We start from the raw sequence: 15,683 nt of genomic DNA, 5'->3' as shown, positions 1-15,683 counted from the left end.
TGGGCCGTCCTGGGTTAGCACGGCTCGCTCGCGGGCACCAAGCCGCCGGGATCGCCTCCAGGCGCTGACCGAAAGGAACCGCACCGACGCTCATCCGTTTAACAATGAGCAAGAGGAACGGAGCATCCCATGAGCCTCGAGATCCTGCTCGGTGGTCTGGTCGGACTCTCCTTCATCGCGGTTCTGATCTACTTGCTGACCCAGCAAGAGGCGGCGCGCGGCAGCGCCCGATCGGCATCGGACCAAATCAAGAGCCGGTCCGAGGATGACAAAGCGGAAGATGACACCGGGCCATGACGGAAGCGGGGCGGCACCCCAGCGATGCCGCCCCGATTTCTCCGCGCTCGGCTGTCGGCTGCTGCGCGGAGCGCGCGGCCGACCGTCCCGTCAATGGGGCGTGGCGGTCCGGGCGCGCGCGGCAATCCGGTCTCCGGCGGCGCGCGCCGTCTCTTCGGTACGCTCCACGGCGTCCTCGCCGGAGGGAAACTCGTCCACCGCTTCCTGAGCCATGGTCTGCGCTTCGTCCGCCGCGGCGGAGGCCATGGCGCGGACCCGCGCGATCTCTTCGTGCAGGACGCGGTCGGCCTCGGCGACCAAGGCGTCGCGATGGCCGCCGAACGTCTCATCCTCGGCCCGGGTCCGCGGCAGGGCCAGCGCGATGGCGGCCCCGAGCGCGGCGATGCCCGCGCCGACGAGCAGCGGGTTCTCCTGATAGAAGGTCTTGCCCCGGTCCTTGGCGGAGTGGGCGTGATGCTCCGCGCGTTCCTGCGCGATCAGCGCCTTGCGACGGGCTTCGACCACCCGGGCCCGGGCCAGGTCGCTCAGTTCGCTTGTCCCGTCATAAAGCGTCGCGCGCATCTCGGCGGCGCTCTTGCAGGCAGAGCTGCTGAGCTGCGCGACGAGCGAGGGATCGTCGGCCTCATGGGGCTGTTGCAGTGCCGCTTCGGCGGCGGCGACCCGCGCCTTGAACGCGGCGTCCTCCGGCGTTGCGTCCTCACGGAAGCCGCCGACCGGCCTGTGCGGGCGGGTGTCGTATGCCGCGGGGGCGGGCGTGCCGGACGACCGCGCTTCTGAGGATTTCGACAACAACAACCAGGCCAGACCGGCCCCGACAAGCGCCAGCGCTGCGGGGTTCTCCTTGGCGCCGCGCACGACCGCATGGGCGAGATCGTCGCTCTGGGATTTCAGCGTCTCGCCGACCGAATGAACCAGGGTTCCCCCAGAGGACAACTGCGCCGTCAGCTTGCTGAGACCTTCGGCCAACGCGTCGCGCTCCTCCGCGATCTCGGCCTCGATATCGACGTGCTTGGGATCATCCGTCATGTTTGATGGTCTCCTTCAGGACGCGTGCGTCCCGCTCAAGGGTCTCGAAGGTATTGTGCGGCACGAAGGTCAGCGTCTTGAGCGTCCGGACGCCCATTCGGATCAGCACGGCCGCGATCGCGAGAATGAAGGCGGCGACGATGAGCGAGGACAGCCAGCCCGCCAGACCGGCGGCGATCAGCGCCGTCACCGCCGCGGCGGCCAGCACGTCCAAGCCGGTCAGCGCCAGGATGGCGCCCCCGGCGATCAACGCGATAGCCATGCCCGCCTTGGCCAGCCGGTCGGAGACCTCGCTCTTGAGCAGGTCGATCTCGCGCCGCACCAGGCGATGCGCATGGAGCAGGATCGACTTGATGAGCGTCACGTCCTCCCGCGGGGTTTCCGGCGAAGCGGCGGTCCCGTCCTCCTTGGCCATGGCTCAGGCCCCTTTCGCTTCGGCGGCGCCGGGGGCGGGCCTGGTCGCGGTCACGGCGCGGTCCTGGAGGGACGTGGCCCGGGCCGACGCCTTGAAGAAACGCCCGGCGGCGAAGCCCGCGACCGCAACGCCCGCGAGGAACGCGGCGGGGTGGCGGCGCGCGAAATCGCTCGTGGCATCGAGGACGTCCTGCGGCGAGGTCTCTCGGATCCGGTCAGCCATGCCGTGGACGGTATCGGCCGCCTCGGCCGCAGCCTCGCCCTGGGGCGTGCCCTCCGTCATCCGCTCGGCGGCGCAGCGCAGGGTTTCCGCAGTATCGTCGACCGCGCTGGCGGCCCCATCGCGCGCGGCACTGCTGCGCCGGTCGATCTCCGCCGTGGCGCGGGACTTTGCGCTGGCGGCGAGGTTCTGCGCCGCATGCGCGGCCTCGTCCCCGAGGGTCCGCGCCCGGCTCTTGACCGCGTCGGCCGTTTCCTCGGCCTTGTGCCGGGTCGTCTCGATCGGGTCGTCATCGGTTCTGATGTCGGCCCCATGAGGCCCTGAACCGGTCGGGATCTGCGAGGTTTCGTCAGCCATGGGTCTCTCCGTTCGTCCGCTGGGAGCGCGGCAGATGGCGCGCCCAACTGTCGCAGCAAAAACGAACGAATCCTAGGAATGTTCCGCCCGCCGCGGGGAGCGCCCCGCCCCCTGCGATCCGTGGCGGTCCAAACCCGACCCGCTCTCAGCCCTGCATCACCCAGTCCTTATACGCCTGGGCGACCTCCCGCGTGAGAGGCCCGGGCGTGCCGTCGCCGACCGTGCGCCCGTCGATCCGGGTCACCGGCGTGACCCCGCCCAGGGTGCCGGTGATGAAGGCCTCGTCGGCGGCATAGGTCTGCGCGAGGGTGAAGTCCGTCTCTCGCGCGACCCCGCCGACGGCGCGCCATCCGGCGATGACCGCGCTCTGGGTCAGGCCCTTGAACGAATAGGCCCCGGTCGAGGTCCAGATCTCGCGCCCCCGGACGATGAAGAAGTTGGTCGAGTTGCAAGAGGCCACGAAGCCCCGGGGATCCAGCATCAGCGCCTCGTCCGCGCCCGCGTGGATCGCCTGGATAAGCGCCTGGATCAGGTTGAGCCGGCTATGGGAGTTGAGCCGCAGGTCGAACACGTCCGGCCCCGAGGTGCGGAAGGTCGAGGTAAACAGCGTCAGGCCCGGCTTTTCGGCCGTGGGGCGCGGCGCCTTCCACTCGGCCACGATCACCAGCGTGGCGCGCCCGGTCACGAAGCGGGGGTCCTGGTTGACGGTGCTCTTGACCCCGCGCGTCAGCATCAGCCGGATATGGACGCCGTCGGTCATGCCGTTGGCGTCTAGCGTCTCGCGGATGGCGGCGACCAGCTCCTCCCGGGTGCGGCCGATATCGAGGTCGATCGAGCCCGCCCCCTCCCACAGCCGGTCGAGATGGGCGTCCAGCTGCAACAGCCGTCCTTCCACGAGGCGCAGCCCCTCCCACACGCCATCGCCCAGGACGAAGCCGCTGTCGAAGACCGAAACCGTCGCCCGCGCCCGGGGCACCAGGGCGCCATCGACATAGACGAGCACGTCGTCGTTGCGCGGGTCCGGGGCATAGCCCTGGGAGCTGTTGGCGATGGTCATGGCGGGGATCCTCGGTCTTTTGGATCCGTCATAGGGGGCGGCGCGGCGCGGGGGAAGCGGTGTCGCCCATCCGTGGCACGGCGATCCGGTGCGGGGCGAATGTCCCCGCGAAGCTGGGCCAGCGCCGACCCGCGAGGGGACACCCGGGCCATGGGCGGAGCTGACGCGCCCAGTCGCCCGCTGTCATCCCTCCCATCTCCGCCCGATTCGCGCATCGTGCCAGGCAACGGACGAATGACGGACCCGGGTGGCCCCTAGCGCCCGTGGGGATGCGCCTTGGCATAGGTTTCCATCAGATGGACCGCATCGACAGCCGTATAGGCCTGGGTCGTCGAGAGGGAGGCATGGCCGAGCAGCTCCTGGATGGCGCGCAGATCGCCGCCCGCCTCCAGCAGATGGGTCGCGAAGCTGTGGCGCAGCGCGTGGGGTGTGGCCGTGGAGGGCAGGCCCAGCTGCATCCGCGCCCGGGCCATCGCATCGGCCACCAAGGCCGGGTGCAGCGCCCCGCCCCGCACCCCGCGAAAGAGCGGCCCGTCCGGTGTCAGGTCATGCGGACAGAGGGCGGCATAGCGGTCGACCGCCGCCCGCGCGGCGGGCAGCACCGGCACCAGCCGCTCTTTCCCGCCCTTGCCGCGGATGCGCAGCGTCGCCGGCAGGGGGGCATCGCGGCCCTTGAGACCCAGCCCCTCCGAGATGCGCAGGCCACAGCCATAGAGAACGGTCACGACCGCAACGTCGCGGGCGGCGACCCAGGGGGTCTCGTGCTGCATCGCGACCGTCTCGATCAGATCCTTGGCCGCCGGAGCCGGCAGGGGGCGCGGCAGTGGCTTGCGGAACTTCGGCGCCCGCGTCGAGAGGATCGCGGTCGGGTCGAAACCCTCCCGCTCGCTAAGCCAGCGCACGAAGCCCTTCACCGCCGAGAGCCGCCGCGCGACCGAGCGCGCGCCGGTCCCGCGCATGCGCTCCGCCGCCATCCAGGCGCGCATCTCGGGTGTTCCGAGCCGTCCGATCTCGGCCAGCCCCATCGGCCCGCCGCGATGCTCCGCCTGAAAGGCCAGGAAGCCGGTCACGTCCCGCGCATAGGCCGTGCAGGTCGCCTCCGCGGCGCCATCGAGCGCCCGCAGATGGTCGATCCAGGCCCGGAGGGCGTCCCGTGCGCCCGGGCTAGTCTCGATCGTCACGCCAGATGGCGGCGGGCCAGCCGCTCGAACACGCCGCAGAGGAAGGCCGTCAGTTCGGTCCCCTGATTGGCGCGGAACTGGTGCGGATCCTCCGAGCCGAAGGCGAGCATCCCGCCCAGGCCCCCGGTGCCCAGATCGAGCCGCAGCAGCGCCTCGGAGCGGATCCAGTCGGCCGCCTCGTCGAAGATCTCCGGCGCGGCCGGATGGCATTGCCGCAGCGTCACGATTCGCGCCGGCATATCGCGCCCATGGGCGACGTAATCCTGCACGAATCCGCGCGGCACCACCGCCACGGAGGGGTGCGGCGCGGGCGCGGACGGATCGTCGGCCTCCAGTACGAGGCGGATGCGCGCGACCCGCAGGATATCGCGCAATTGACCGTCCAGCAGATCCAGGATCTCGCCGAACGTGTCGCATTCCAGGAGCAGCAGCACACAGCGGTTCACCTGGTTCGTGCCCGCGAGGTTCTCATAGGCCGCCGCGATGACCGCCCGGTGGGTATCCTCCAAGCGGTCAAGCCGTGCCTCGAGCCGTTCCATCGCAATGCCCCGCAGATCGACGATATTGGAGCCCATCGCCCGTTCGTTGGCCGCGATCAGGGCGCGCATCAGGTCGCGGTCGTCCAGGATCATCTCAGGGTCGGTCAGGATGCGGTCGCGCCAGTCCTGTTCCTCCACCCGCATGGTGGTCTGCTTCATCGTTGCCTCTTCCGGTCTTGTGCCGTTTGGAAGGGGCGTAGCATGGCGGTCGCGCACGAAGGGGGGAAAATCCGACGCCTTCTGACAGATAGGCCCACAGGTGTGACCTGTGGGCCAAGGCGTGCCGGTCCGTCCGCCCTACGGCAGACCGGCAAGGCGCGCGCCCGGGCAGCCTGCCGGCGAGGCCCGGTCAGACGATCTTGATGCCGGCCTGCTGCGCGTCCTTCACGAACTGGTCCAGGCCGCTCGCGGTGAGCGGGTGCTTGATCATGCCCTGGATCACGTTCGGCGGCGCGGTGGCCACGTCGGCACCGATCAGCGCGGCTTCCTTCATGTGATTGGGCGTGCGAATCGAGGCGGCCAGGATCTCGGTCTTGAAGTCGTAATTGTCGTAGATCTCGCGGATGTCGCGAATCAGGTCCATGCCGTCGACATTGATGTCGTCGAGCCGGCCGATGAACGGCGAGATGAAGCTTGCCCCGGCCTTGGCCGCCAGGAGCGCCTGATTGGCCGAGAAGCACAAGGTCACGTTCACCTGCGTCCCGGCATCCGAGAGCAGCTTGCACACGCGCAGACCGGCCCAGGTCAGCGGCACCTTGACGCAGACATTTTCCGCAATTCCCGCCAGATGCTCGCCTTCCTTCAGCATCTGATCGAAATCGGTCGCCACCACTTCGGCCGAGACCGGACCGTCGACCAGATCGCAGATCTCCTTGGTAGCTTCCAGGATGTCGCGCCCGGACTTGAGGATCAGCGACGGGTTCGTGGTCACCCCGTCGATCATGCCGAGATCGTTGAGTTCTCGGATGGCGTCGATATCGGCGGTATCTACGAAGAATTTCATGGCGTCCTCCCGGCCGTTGCGATTTGGACGCTGTTTAGCGCTAACGTCACCTGAGGACAAATGGCATGGATCTGACCCTCTGGCTCGCCTTCGCGGCCGCCTCCATGGCCGTGCTCACGATCCCTGGACCGACGATCCTGCTGGTGATGAGCTATGCGTTGTCGCAGGGCCGCCGCGTGGCCTTGTCTTCGGCGGCCGGGGTGGCCTTGGGAGACGCGGCGGCGATGACGGCATCGCTCGCAGGGCTTGGGGCTCTGGTCCTGGCGTCGGCAACGCTGTTCACGGTGCTGAAATGGGTTGGCGCGGTCTATCTGCTCTGGATGGGCTGGCGGCTCTGGCGCGCGGCCGGAGGGCTCACCTTAGGCGACACCCCCGAGGGGGAGATCGGCGGGCGGGCCGTCTTCTGGCACGCGGCGGTGGTGACCGCGCTCAACCCCAAGAGCATCGTGTTCTTCATCGCCTTCGTGCCGCAATTCGTGGACCCGGCCGCCGCGCTCGTCCCCCAATTCGCGGTGCTGATCTCGACCTTCGTCACGCTCGCCGTGTTGAACGCACTGATCTACGCCTTGCTCGCCGCGCGCCTGCGCGACCGGCTGCGACGCCCCCCGGTCCTGCGCGCGCTGGGCCGCGCGGGGGGCGCGGCGCTGATGGGGATGGCCCTGCTGACTGCGCTGACGCGGCGGGCCGTATGAGGCGGCCGGGCCTTCGGCCTGACGGTTCGCTTTTCATGGGGCGGATGGAGGCGCGAGACTTGGGGGCACGATATCTGCTTGAAGCCCATTTCCGCCACTCAATTCGCCCCAGCCATATCGCTGATCTATGCCCAGAACCCTTGGGCGCGGTACCAAGGCTTTTCACATAGGTCCGACCTGCGTGGCGCCCCGAAGATCGGGACGAAAAGCCGATCCATCACACGCCAGAATTTGATCCTGTCCAGCACAGGATTGAGCCACGGCGTCACCACGCAGTAGCGCGTCAGATGCGGAGCCCTGTGGTGGCCCCAGTGATGCCGCGCATCTTGCAGGACGTGCATCCGCTGAAGCAAGCGGACGAACCTCGGCAGACGCGCGCTTGGCGCGTGAGAGAACCTGTGAACCTGCTGGGCAGTGCCGGTGAAGAAGGCGAAAACGACGACGTGCCAGGTCAAAGCTCCAAAAACCCAAAAAACCATGGCGAGACCGACGCATGCCCCGACCAAGAGGCTGTTGTTCCTGAGCCAGTGAATCTTGAGCATTGCCGACGGGTCCGAGTGATGCCTCGAATTGGGAGCCGCAAATAACGGGCCCCAAATCGGCGTGTCATCCGCGCCCAGAGTATCCTCAGCCCAATGGAAGAGGCCGCTAACAAAATCCGCAAGCAAGTATAGGGCTACGAAAACAACACTGGTGTAGGCGATTTCCAAAAGGAACGTCATTTCCAAGATCCGCACACCGAATTCCAGTGAGAGCCCTTCTTCACCGAACCGCGTCGGCCCCTCGACATTCATACTTTTGCAAACGTCATATCACGCCTTGATTTTCATCAAGTCACGGATCGGATCCTCTTCCCCTTTCCGACGACCGCTTTGTCCCGCATCGCCGACATATCGCGCGCCCGGCTTCCCATGAGTCCGTCGCGATTGCGCAGGGACAAGGCGCAGTAAGACAGGATAGGCCGGCACGCGGCGCCGCCCCTTCCCCCCGCTGGCCGCAGCGCCGATATGGGACGGATGGCCCACTACCCCGCAGGCGCTCCCGTCGCCGTCCTGACCACACAGCCTCTGGACCGCGCGCTGGATTACCGCGCGCCGGCGGGCGGCGTGACGGAGGGCGATTTCGTCAAGGTGCCGCTGGGCCCTCGCACCGTGCTGGGCGTCGTCTGGGGCCCGGCGGAGGGCGACTGGCCGATCGAGAAGCTGCGCCCGATCCTGACTGTTCTGGACGTGCCGCCGATGCGCCCAGAGTTCCGCGACTTCCTGGAGCGGGCGGGCGGCTACACGCTGACACCCCTGGTGGCGATGCTGCGCCTCGCCCTCCGCGCGCCGGGGCTGGGGGAGCCGCCGGGCAAGCGCAAGGTCTACGCGCTGGGCACCGGGGAGCCGGACCGCCGGACCGAGGCGCGCGACAAGGTGCTCGACGTGCTGCGCGACCGGCCGGCGGATGTGTTCGGCGCGACCGAACTGGCCGAGGCGGCGGGCGTCTCGGCGGGGGTCGTCAAGGGTCTGGTCGCCTCGGGCGCGGTCTTGGAGCAGGCGCTGGCGCGGGATGCCGACTTTCCGCCACTGGATCCCGCGCGCCCGGGCAAGCCGCTCGCACTCGATCAGGCCGACGCGGCGGAAACCCTGCGGGCCGCCATTCGCGCCGGGGGCTACGGCACGACGCTGCTCAAGGGCGTGACCGGCTCCGGGAAAACCGAGGTATATCTGGAGGCCGTCGCCGAATGCCTCGCCCGCGGCCGCCAGGCCCTCGTCCTGCTGCCCGAGATCGCGCTGACGGCCGAGTTCCTGACCCGGGTCGAGGCCCGTTTCGGCGCCCGCCCCGCCGAATGGCATTCCGGCGTCACCCAGGCCGAACGCCGCCGCACCTGGCGCAAGGCCGCCGAAGGGCAGGCGCGGCTGGTGGTGGGCGCGCGCTCGTCGCTCTACCTGCCCTTCCGCGATCTCGGGCTGATCGTCGTCGATGAGGAGCACGACACCTCCTACAAGCAGGAGGACGGCGTGCTCTATTCCGCCCGCGACATGGCGGTGCTGCGCGCCGCCTGCGAAGGCGCGCAGGTGGTGCTGGCCTCGGCCACGCCCTCGCTGGAGACCTGGGCCAATGCTGAGCAGGGCAAATACGCGCGGCTCGACCTGACCTCGCGCTTCGGCGAGGCGCGGATGCCCAAGCTGCGCGCCATCGACATGCGCGCCGAGGAGCTGCCATCGGGGCGGTGGGTTTCACCCACCCTACAGGCCGCGATCGAACAGCGCCTGATCGACGGGGAGCAGTCGCTGATCTTCCTCAACCGCCGGGGCTATGCGCCGGTGACGCTGTGCCGGGCCTGCGGCCAGCAGGTCGGCTGCCACCAATGCGACGCGCGCATGGTGGAGCACCGGTTCCAGCGCCGCCTGATGTGCCACCAATGCGGCGAGACGGCCCCGATACCCGAAACCTGCCCCTCCTGCGGGGTCGAGGGCAAGATGGCCGTCGCCGGCCCGGGGGTGGAGCGGATGGGCGAGGAGGTCGCGACCCTCTTCCCCGAGGCGCGGATGGCGATCCTGTCCTCGGACCTCTTCGGCTCGGCCCGCGCGCTGAAAGCCCGAGTCGAGGAGATCGCGGCGGGCGGTGCCGATATCGTCGTCGGCACGCAGCTGGTGGCCAAGGGGCACAACTTTCCGAACCTGACCCTGGTGGGCGTGATCGATGCCGACCTGGGGCTTCAGGGCTCGGACCTGCGCGCGGCCGAGCGGACGTTTCAGCTGATGCGCCAGGTCTCGGGCCGGGCCGGGCGGGCGGACAAGCCAGGCGTGGCGCTGCTCCAGACCTATCAGCCGGAGCACCCGGTGATCCGTGCGATCCTGTCCGGCGACGAGGAAGGATTTTGGGCGGAGGAGGCGGCGCAGCGCCGCGCCGCGGGCGTCCCGCCCTTCGGGCGCATGGCGGGGATCGTGATCTCGGATCCCGATCAGCGCACCGCCTTTGCCCTGGGCGAGGCGCTGGCCCGCCGCGCGGAGGTGATGGAGGAGGTCGGAGCCGAGGTATTCGGCCCGGCCCCCGCCCCCATCGCGCGCATCCGCGGCCGTCACCGGGTGCGCCTGCTGGTGAAGGCGCCGCGGCAGTCGCCGATCCAGGCGGCGCTCGCCCGCTGGGTGGCGCAGGTCGAGGTGCCCCGGTCGGCTAGGCTGAGTATCGATATCGACCCGCAGAGCTTTTTGTGAGGGCGGGAGCGAGGGGCCAGCCCCTCGCGCTCCCCGGAGTATTTCCGGCCAGAAGAAGAAAGGGCCGCGTCCCACCATCACGGGCTTCCAAATACTCATGGCCGGACCGTTCCGCTGACGCACGAATGGGACACCGCGCGCCATTGGCCTCCGTCCCCGGTGCCGCTAGAGAGGCGCGGACCCAAGCCGGAGATCGACATGCAGGCCGCGCCGCAGCCCCAGCCGGGCATCATGGATATCGCGCTCTATCAGGGGGGCGCCTCGAAGGTGGCGGGGCAGACGGATGTGCTCAAGCTGTCGTCGAACGAGAACCCCCATGGGGCCCCCGCCTCGGCGCGCGAGGCCGCGCGGGAGGCCGCCGACGCGATGCATCTCTATCCGAACACCGATCACGCCAGTCTGCGCGCCGCCATCGCCGAAGTGCATGGGATCGAGGCGGACCGGGTGATCTGCGGCGTCGGCTCCGACGAGATCATCCACCTGCTGTGTCAGGCCTATGTCGGGCCGGGCGACGAGGTGCTCCACCCCGAATACGGCTTTCTGATGTATCCGATCAGCGCGCGGGCAGCAGGCGGCACGCCGGTCGCGGCCCCGGAGCGCAATCGCACCGTCGATGTCGACGCCATGCTCTCGGCGGCCACGGAGCGGACCAAGTTGGTCTTTCTCGCCAACCCGGCGAACCCCACGGGAACCTTCCTCGGCGGGCAGGATCTGGTGCGGCTGGCGGACGGGCTGCCGGACGGGTGCCTGCTGGTGCTGGACGGGGCCTATGCGGAATATGTCGAGGAGTACGACGGCGGGCTGGGGCTGGCTGGCGCGCGACCCAATGTCTTCGCGACGCGGACCTTCTCCAAGATGTATGGCTTGGGGGGCATGCGGGTCGGCTGGGGCTATGGCGCGCAGGAGGTGATTGACGTGCTCAACCGCCTGCGGGGGCCATTCAACCTGTCGAACGTGGCGCTGGCGGCCGCGGAGGCGGCGATGCGCGACCGGGACTTCGTCGCGAGATGCCTCGCCACCAACACCGCACAGCGGGCCCGCCTGACCGAGGGGCTGCGCGCGCTGGGTATCTCCTGCGACGACTCGGCGGCCAATTTCGTCCTGGCGCGCTTCGCGGACGAGGCCGAGGCGCTGGCCTGCGATGCGCACCTGAAGTCCCGCGGCATCATCGTCCGGCACGTCGCCTCCTATGGGTTGCCGCATTGCCTGCGCATGACCGTCGGCGACAAAGCCGGAACCACCCGTCTGCTGGAGGCGCTCAACGCATGGGAGAGATGATCTACAAGCGCGTCGCGCTGATCGGGCTAGGCCTGATTGCGGGCTCGATGGGGCTGGCCATGCGCGAGGCGGGGCTGGCGGGCGAGATCGTGGGCCATGCCCGCTCCGCCCGGACCCGCAAGGTCGCGCTGGAGCGCGGGCTCTGCGACCGGGTCTGCGGGACCGCGGCCGAGGCCGTGGAGGGCGCCGACCTCGTCGTGCTCTGCGTGCCCGTCGGCGCGATGGGCGAGGTGGCCGCGGAGATCGGGCCGCATCTGGCGCCCGGCGCCACGGTCAGCGACGTGGGCTCGGTCAAGCGCGCGGTGATCGAGGCGGTCGCGCCCCACCTGCCCGACACCGTCCATTTCGTCCCCGCCCACCCCATGGCCGGGACCGAGCATTCCGGACCGGAGGCGGGCTTTGCGGAGCTGTTCCAGAACCGCTGGTGCCTGATCACGCCCGAGGGCGCGGACCCGAAGGCGGTCGACCGGCTGACCCGCCTCTGGGAGGGGATGGGCGCCAATGTCGACGCGCTGGAGGTCGGGCATCACGACCTGGTCTGCGCAGTCACCAGCCACGCGCCGCATCTGATCGCCTATACGATGGTCGGCGTGGCCGACGACCTGCGGCGCCTCTCCGAGGGCGAGGTGGTCAAATACTCCGCCGCGGGCTTCCGCGACTTCACGCGGATCGCGGCCTCGGACCCGGTGATGTGGCGCGACGTGTTCCTTAACAACAAGGAAGCGACGCTAGAGATCCTGGGCCGCTTCACCGAGGAACTCTTCGCGTTGCAGCGCGCGATCCGCACGGGCGACGGCGACATGCTGCTCGCCTATTTCACCCGCACACGGGCGCTGCGCCGCGGGATCATCGAGGCGGGCCAGGACACGGCGGCCCCCGATTTCGGACGCGGCGCGCCACAGGCGCCGACGGGAAAGGACGTGGACGCGTGAGGCCAGCGCTCGCGCTCGCCTTTGCCCTGGTCGCGGACGCGGCCTTAGCCAACCCGCACCCCGTGCCTCGCCCCGAACCGATGCTCGAGACGCTCAGCGAGATCGGCGCGATCTCGGTGCCCGCACAGGCCGCCGTGCCGGTCTCACCGCGCCCGGTCGGGCGTCTGTCCGACGAAGAGCGGGTCCGGCGCGCGATGATGCGCGCGCCCTGGTCCGTGATCGACGCGAACGGACGGGTCCGCGCCTCCATGCGACCAGCGCTGCGGGATCCGAGCCTGATCGCCGTCGCGGCCGCGCGCCCCCGGTCCAGCGGGGCGGGCGGGGGCATCTGTGGGCGCGCCTCGATCCAAGGGAAGGCCATCGCGCCGGTAACGGGGCGGGGGAAATGCGGCATCCCGCAAGCGGTGCGCATCCGCTCCGTCTCGGGGATCCAGCTCAGCCGGGCGGCCCGGATGGACTGCACCACGGCGCAGGCGCTGGACGACTGGGTGCGGTCGGGCCTGCTGCCGGTGCTACGCGACCGGGGCGGCGGGGCTGTGGGGCTGCGGGTCGCGGCAGGCTATGCCTGCCGGACGCGCAACGGCCAGACGGGCGCCCGCATCAGCGAGCACGGGAAGGGACGCGCCATAGATATCAGCGCGATCCTGTTGGCCGACGGCTCAGAGATCACGGTGCTGCGCGGCTGGAACTCGGCGGACGGTCAATACCTGAGAGAGCTATGGCGCCGGGCCTGCGGACCTTTCGGGACGGTTCTAGGGCCCGAAAGCGACCGCTTCCATCTTGACCATTTCCACTTCGACACGGCGCGCTATCGGAGCGGGAGCTACTGCCGCTGAGAACTGGAAAGGCTTTTCGCTAAAAAGCCTTTTCGAAGTTTTCATTGAAAACTTCGGGCGGTCGATCCTGTGGCAACGGACCGCTCCGGGGACGACAAGGCCGCCCGTCACCGCTCCGTCAGCTTCAACTCGATCCGGCGGTTGCGGGCGCGGGCCTCGGGCGTCGGGCGCGGATCGACCGGGCGATACTCGCCGAAGCCGGTCGCAGCCAGACGCTCGGGCGGGATCCCCTGAGTCTCGATGAGATACTGCACGACGGACAGGGCGCGACCCTGGCTCAGTTCCCAGTTGTTGGAATATTTGCCGCCCCCGGTCAGCGGGATATCGTCGGTATGGCCGTCGACCCGCAGGATCCAGTCTATCTCCTCGGGGATCTGGTCCGCGATGTCGCGGATCACCGCAGCGACCTCGGCGATCTGCGCGCGCCCCCCGGGCTGCAACGTCACGGCGCCGACATCGAACAGTACCTCGGAGGAGAACACGAAGCGGTCGCCCTCGATCTCTACCCCCTCGCGGTCGCCCAGGACGCGGCGGAGCTGGCCGAAGAACTCGGAGCGGAAGGCCTCCAGCTCCTTCGCTTCGGCCTCCAGCCGCCGGCGTTCGGCGGCTTCCAGTTCGGCGCGCGCCCGCTGTTCGGCAGCGACACGGGCCAGGGCGGCGTTCAGATCCTGGGTCAGGGTCTCGATCTGGACCTGCTGTTCGTTATCCGCCTCGGCGGTCGCATCCAGCACCGCGCGCAGGCTGCCCAGCTGGCTGCGCAGCTCGACCACCTGTTCATTCAGAAGCGCCGCCTCGCGCAGCGCGTCCGCGCGGGCCTCATCGACCTCGGCCAGCTCGGTCTGCGCCTGGGACAGCAGCGCGGCGCGCTGCTGCGCCTCGGTCATAACCTCGGCCAGACGGTTCTCGGCGGTGAGCTGGCGAGCCAGGGCCGCCGATAGCCGCTCCTGCACCTCTTCCGCAGTCGCGGTGCTCTCCTCGCGGGCGGCGAGCGCGGCGTTGAGACGGGATTGGAGCTCGGCGCGCACTTGCGCGGCATCCGCGACCTGATCGTCACGCGCGGCCAGCGCCGCTTCCAGCCGTTCGATCCGGCCGAGCAGTTCCGTCCTTGTCGCGGCCGCCTCGGCGCGGGCCTGTTCCAGCGCCGCCAGGGTATCGGCGAGACGCTCGTTCAGCTCGTCGGCGCGGTCCTGGGTGCCGCTGAGATCACCTAGCGCCGCGTTCAGGCGGGACTGCAATTCGGCGCGCAGGGCCTCGGCATCCTCGGCCTCGGCGCCACGGGCGGCCAGCGTCGCCTCCAACTCCGCCACCCGGGCCTGGAGCCGGTCCCGGGTCGTCTGCGCATCGCCCCGCGCCGCCTGCAGCGCGGCGAGGCTCGCGGCCAACTGCGCGTCCAGGTCCTCCGCGCGGGCCTCGGTGCCGCGCAGATCGGCGAGGGCGGCGTCGAGCCGCGCCTGCAACTCGGCGCGGACCGTCTCCGCATCGGCAACCTCGCCCTCGCGGGCGGCCAGCGTCGCCTCCAGCTCCTGGACGCGGGCGGCGAGACGGGCGCGGGTCGCCTCCATCTCGGCGCGGCTCTCGGTCAGGGCGGCGAGGGTCTCGGAGAGCTGCGCGTCCAGGTCGTCGGCGCGCCCCTCGCTGGCCTGCAACTGCGACAGGGTCGCGGCGAGACGGGCGTTCAGGTCTTCCTCGGCCTCGCGCGTGGCGGCGAGGATCGTGAGCGTGTCCTCCGCCTCCTGGCGCTGCCGCTCCAGGGCGAGGGTCATGGCGGTCAGTTCCGCATCGGCGTTTTCAAGCCGCGCGCGCAGAGCTTCGGCAGCGGCCGCCTCGGCGAGCCGGGCGCGCTCCTCCTCGGTCAGGGCCTCCTGCGTCTCCGACAGGCGGGCGCGCAGGGCCTCGGCGGCGGCGGCTTCGGCCAGGCGCGCCTGCTCCTCTTCGGAGAGGGCCGTCTGCGTCTCTTCCAGGCGCGTGGTCAGTGCGGCGGCCTCGGCCTCGGAGGCCTCCAGCGACGCCAAGGTCTGCGCTAGGGAGGTCTCCCGCGTGGCGGCTTCGGCCTCCAGTTCCGCGACCAGCGCCTCGACGGCTTCGGCGCGGGCGGCGGCCAGACGGGCCTCCTCGGCGGTGGCGTCGATCTCGTCGCGGGCGGCGGCCAGCGCCAGTTGCAGGGCCTCGCGCTCGTCGATGATGCGGGTCAGCTCGCCCTGGGTCGTCTCCAACTGTCCGGCGAGGGCGTTGCGCTCTCCCTCGACCTCTTCCAGGGCGCCGGACAGGCGCGCCCGCTCGGCTAGAAGGCCCGCGACACGGTCTTCGAAACTCGCCACCTGGTCCTCGAGCACATCGCGCTCCGCCGACAGGGTCGCGATCAGGGTCGCCTGACGGTCTCGCTCGGCGCGGGTTTCCTCCAGGTTGGTCTCCAGCCCGATGGCGCGCTGCTGCTCCAGCCCCAGCGCGCGGGCCAGCGAATCCAGTTCCTCGCCCAGCTCGATCAGCTCGTTGTCCTGCGTCGTGATCCGCTCGGTCAGGATGAACTGTACGATCATGAAGATCGACAGCACGAACATCAGGACCAGCAGGAGCGCGGTCATCGCGTCCACGAAGCCCGGCCAGACATTGGCCGAGAAGCGCTGTCCCGACCGGCGGGAGAGCGCCAT

15 protein-coding genes are annotated in these 15,683 nt (G+C 69.8%); 6 read left to right on the top strand and 9 right to left on the bottom strand.

Annotated elements, in window-relative coordinates:
* Positions 1-129 precede the first annotated feature (129 nt).
* Complete coding sequence (locus tag DTQ71_RS23320) at positions 130-297, top strand: hypothetical protein (protein WP_170125264.1); 168 nt, start codon at positions 130-132, stop codon at positions 295-297.
* A 90-nt stretch (positions 298-387) separates the two neighbouring features.
* Here the strand turns inward: DTQ71_RS23320 and DTQ71_RS02230 are convergent, their stop codons facing one another.
* The 7 genes from DTQ71_RS02230 to fsa all read right to left on the bottom strand — a co-directional run bounded on the left by DTQ71_RS02230 (position 388) and on the right by fsa (position 6,094).
* Positions 388-1,323, bottom strand: a complete 936-nt coding sequence (locus tag DTQ71_RS02230; protein WP_109562644.1) for a hypothetical protein — start codon at positions 1,321-1,323, stop codon at positions 388-390.
* Positions 1,313-1,738 (bottom strand): phage holin family protein, encoded by a 426-nt coding sequence (locus tag DTQ71_RS02225; RefSeq protein ID WP_109562643.1) that lies wholly within the window; start codon positions 1,736-1,738, stop codon positions 1,313-1,315. The genes DTQ71_RS02230 and DTQ71_RS02225 overlap by 11 nt, the downstream gene beginning before the upstream one ends.
* A gap of 3 nt (positions 1,739-1,741) precedes the next feature.
* Positions 1,742-2,314 carry a hypothetical protein gene (locus DTQ71_RS02220; protein WP_109562642.1) on the bottom strand — a complete coding sequence of 191 codons (573 nt, stop codon included), beginning with the start codon at positions 2,312-2,314 and terminating at the stop codon, positions 1,742-1,744.
* A 145-nt stretch (positions 2,315-2,459) separates the two neighbouring features.
* Positions 2,460-3,371: an aminotransferase class IV gene (locus tag DTQ71_RS02215; RefSeq protein ID WP_109562641.1), complete on the bottom strand. Its 912-nt coding sequence runs from the start codon at positions 3,369-3,371 to the stop codon at positions 2,460-2,462.
* A gap of 254 nt (positions 3,372-3,625) precedes the next feature.
* A complete protein-coding gene (locus tag DTQ71_RS02210) occupies positions 3,626-4,552 on the bottom strand; it encodes a tyrosine recombinase XerC (protein ID WP_109562640.1) in 927 nt (308 codons plus the stop codon).
* A complete protein-coding gene (locus tag DTQ71_RS23975) occupies positions 4,549-5,250 on the bottom strand; it encodes a DUF484 family protein (RefSeq protein ID WP_109562639.1) in 702 nt (233 codons plus the stop codon). Before DTQ71_RS23975 ends, DTQ71_RS02210 begins: the two co-directional genes overlap by 4 nt.
* Positions 5,251-5,440: 190 nt before the next feature.
* Complete coding sequence (fsa, locus tag DTQ71_RS02200; RefSeq protein ID WP_109562638.1) at positions 5,441-6,094, bottom strand: fructose-6-phosphate aldolase; 654 nt, start codon at positions 6,092-6,094, stop codon at positions 5,441-5,443.
* 65 nt (positions 6,095-6,159) lie between these two features.
* On the opposite strand from fsa, the gene DTQ71_RS02195 reads away from it, so the two are divergent.
* A complete protein-coding gene (locus DTQ71_RS02195) occupies positions 6,160-6,786 on the top strand; it encodes a LysE family translocator (RefSeq protein WP_109562637.1) in 627 nt (208 codons plus the stop codon).
* Positions 6,787-6,911: 125 nt separating this feature from the next.
* On the opposite strand, the gene DTQ71_RS02190 is transcribed toward DTQ71_RS02195, so the two are convergent.
* The gene (locus tag DTQ71_RS02190; RefSeq protein ID WP_109562636.1) at positions 6,912-7,580 is read right to left on the bottom strand and encodes a fatty acid desaturase CarF family protein; all 669 of its coding nucleotides are present in this window, start codon (positions 7,578-7,580) and stop codon (positions 6,912-6,914) included.
* A 213-nt stretch (positions 7,581-7,793) separates the two neighbouring features.
* On the opposite strand from DTQ71_RS02190, the gene DTQ71_RS02185 reads away from it, so the two are divergent.
* The 4 genes from DTQ71_RS02185 (at position 7,794) to DTQ71_RS02170 (ending at position 13,035) form a co-directional block, all read left to right on the top strand.
* Positions 7,794-9,989, top strand: coding sequence for a primosomal protein N' (locus DTQ71_RS02185; protein WP_407066383.1), 2,196 nt, complete (start codon positions 7,794-7,796; stop codon positions 9,987-9,989).
* Positions 9,990-10,187: 198 nt separating this feature from the next.
* Entirely contained in the window at positions 10,188-11,267 is a 1,080-nt protein-coding gene (hisC, locus tag DTQ71_RS02180) for a histidinol-phosphate transaminase (protein WP_109562634.1), read from the top strand.
* Positions 11,255-12,199 (top strand): prephenate/arogenate dehydrogenase family protein, encoded by a 945-nt coding sequence (locus DTQ71_RS02175; RefSeq protein ID WP_109562633.1) that lies wholly within the window; start codon positions 11,255-11,257, stop codon positions 12,197-12,199. Before hisC ends, DTQ71_RS02175 begins: the two co-directional genes overlap by 13 nt.
* Entirely contained in the window at positions 12,196-13,035 is an 840-nt protein-coding gene (locus DTQ71_RS02170; protein ID WP_245947157.1) for an extensin-like domain-containing protein, read from the top strand. The genes DTQ71_RS02175 and DTQ71_RS02170 overlap by 4 nt, the downstream gene beginning before the upstream one ends.
* 107 nt (positions 13,036-13,142) lie before the next feature.
* Here DTQ71_RS02170 and DTQ71_RS02165 read toward each other — a convergent pair whose 3' ends face one another.
* A complete protein-coding gene (locus DTQ71_RS02165; RefSeq protein ID WP_109562631.1) occupies positions 13,143-15,683 on the bottom strand; it encodes a peptidoglycan -binding protein in 2,541 nt (846 codons plus the stop codon).

Origin of the sequence: Jannaschia seohaensis, from assembly GCF_900116765.1 — a bacterium.
Taxonomy (GTDB): Bacteria; Pseudomonadota; Alphaproteobacteria; order Rhodobacterales; family Rhodobacteraceae; genus Jannaschia; species Jannaschia seohaensis.
Note: the sequence above shows the minus strand (reverse complement) of the source record. Positions and strands in the feature narration are given on the sequence as shown.

What these genes read in the sequence shown, in the direction of transcription:
- DTQ71_RS02230 (WP_109562644.1), bottom strand. Translation starts at nt 1,323, where the DNA reads ATGACGGATGATCCCAAGCACGTCGATATCGAGGCCGAGATCGCGGAG.
- DTQ71_RS02175 (WP_109562633.1), top strand. Translation starts at nt 11,255, where the DNA reads ATGGGAGAGATGATCTACAAGCGCGTCGCGCTGATCGGGCTAGGCCTG.
- hisC (WP_109562634.1), top strand. Translation starts at nt 10,188, where the DNA reads ATGCAGGCCGCGCCGCAGCCCCAGCCGGGCATCATGGATATCGCGCTC.
- DTQ71_RS23975 (WP_109562639.1), bottom strand. Translation starts at nt 5,250, where the DNA reads ATGAAGCAGACCACCATGCGGGTGGAGGAACAGGACTGGCGCGACCGC.
- DTQ71_RS23320 (WP_170125264.1), top strand. Translation starts at nt 130, where the DNA reads ATGAGCCTCGAGATCCTGCTCGGTGGTCTGGTCGGACTCTCCTTCATC.
- DTQ71_RS02195 (WP_109562637.1), top strand. Translation starts at nt 6,160, where the DNA reads ATGGATCTGACCCTCTGGCTCGCCTTCGCGGCCGCCTCCATGGCCGTG.
- DTQ71_RS02220 (WP_109562642.1), bottom strand. Translation starts at nt 2,314, where the DNA reads ATGGCTGACGAAACCTCGCAGATCCCGACCGGTTCAGGGCCTCATGGG.
- DTQ71_RS02190 (WP_109562636.1), bottom strand. Translation starts at nt 7,580, where the DNA reads ATGAATGTCGAGGGGCCGACGCGGTTCGGTGAAGAAGGGCTCTCACTG.
- DTQ71_RS02185 (WP_407066383.1), top strand. Translation starts at nt 7,794, where the DNA reads ATGGGACGGATGGCCCACTACCCCGCAGGCGCTCCCGTCGCCGTCCTG.
- fsa (WP_109562638.1), bottom strand. Translation starts at nt 6,094, where the DNA reads ATGAAATTCTTCGTAGATACCGCCGATATCGACGCCATCCGAGAACTC.
- DTQ71_RS02165 (WP_109562631.1), bottom strand. Translation starts at nt 15,683, where the DNA reads ATGGCGCTCTCCCGCCGGTCGGGACAGCGCTTCTCGGCCAATGTCTGG.
- DTQ71_RS02225 (WP_109562643.1), bottom strand. Translation starts at nt 1,738, where the DNA reads ATGGCCAAGGAGGACGGGACCGCCGCTTCGCCGGAAACCCCGCGGGAG.
- DTQ71_RS02215 (WP_109562641.1), bottom strand. Translation starts at nt 3,371, where the DNA reads ATGACCATCGCCAACAGCTCCCAGGGCTATGCCCCGGACCCGCGCAAC.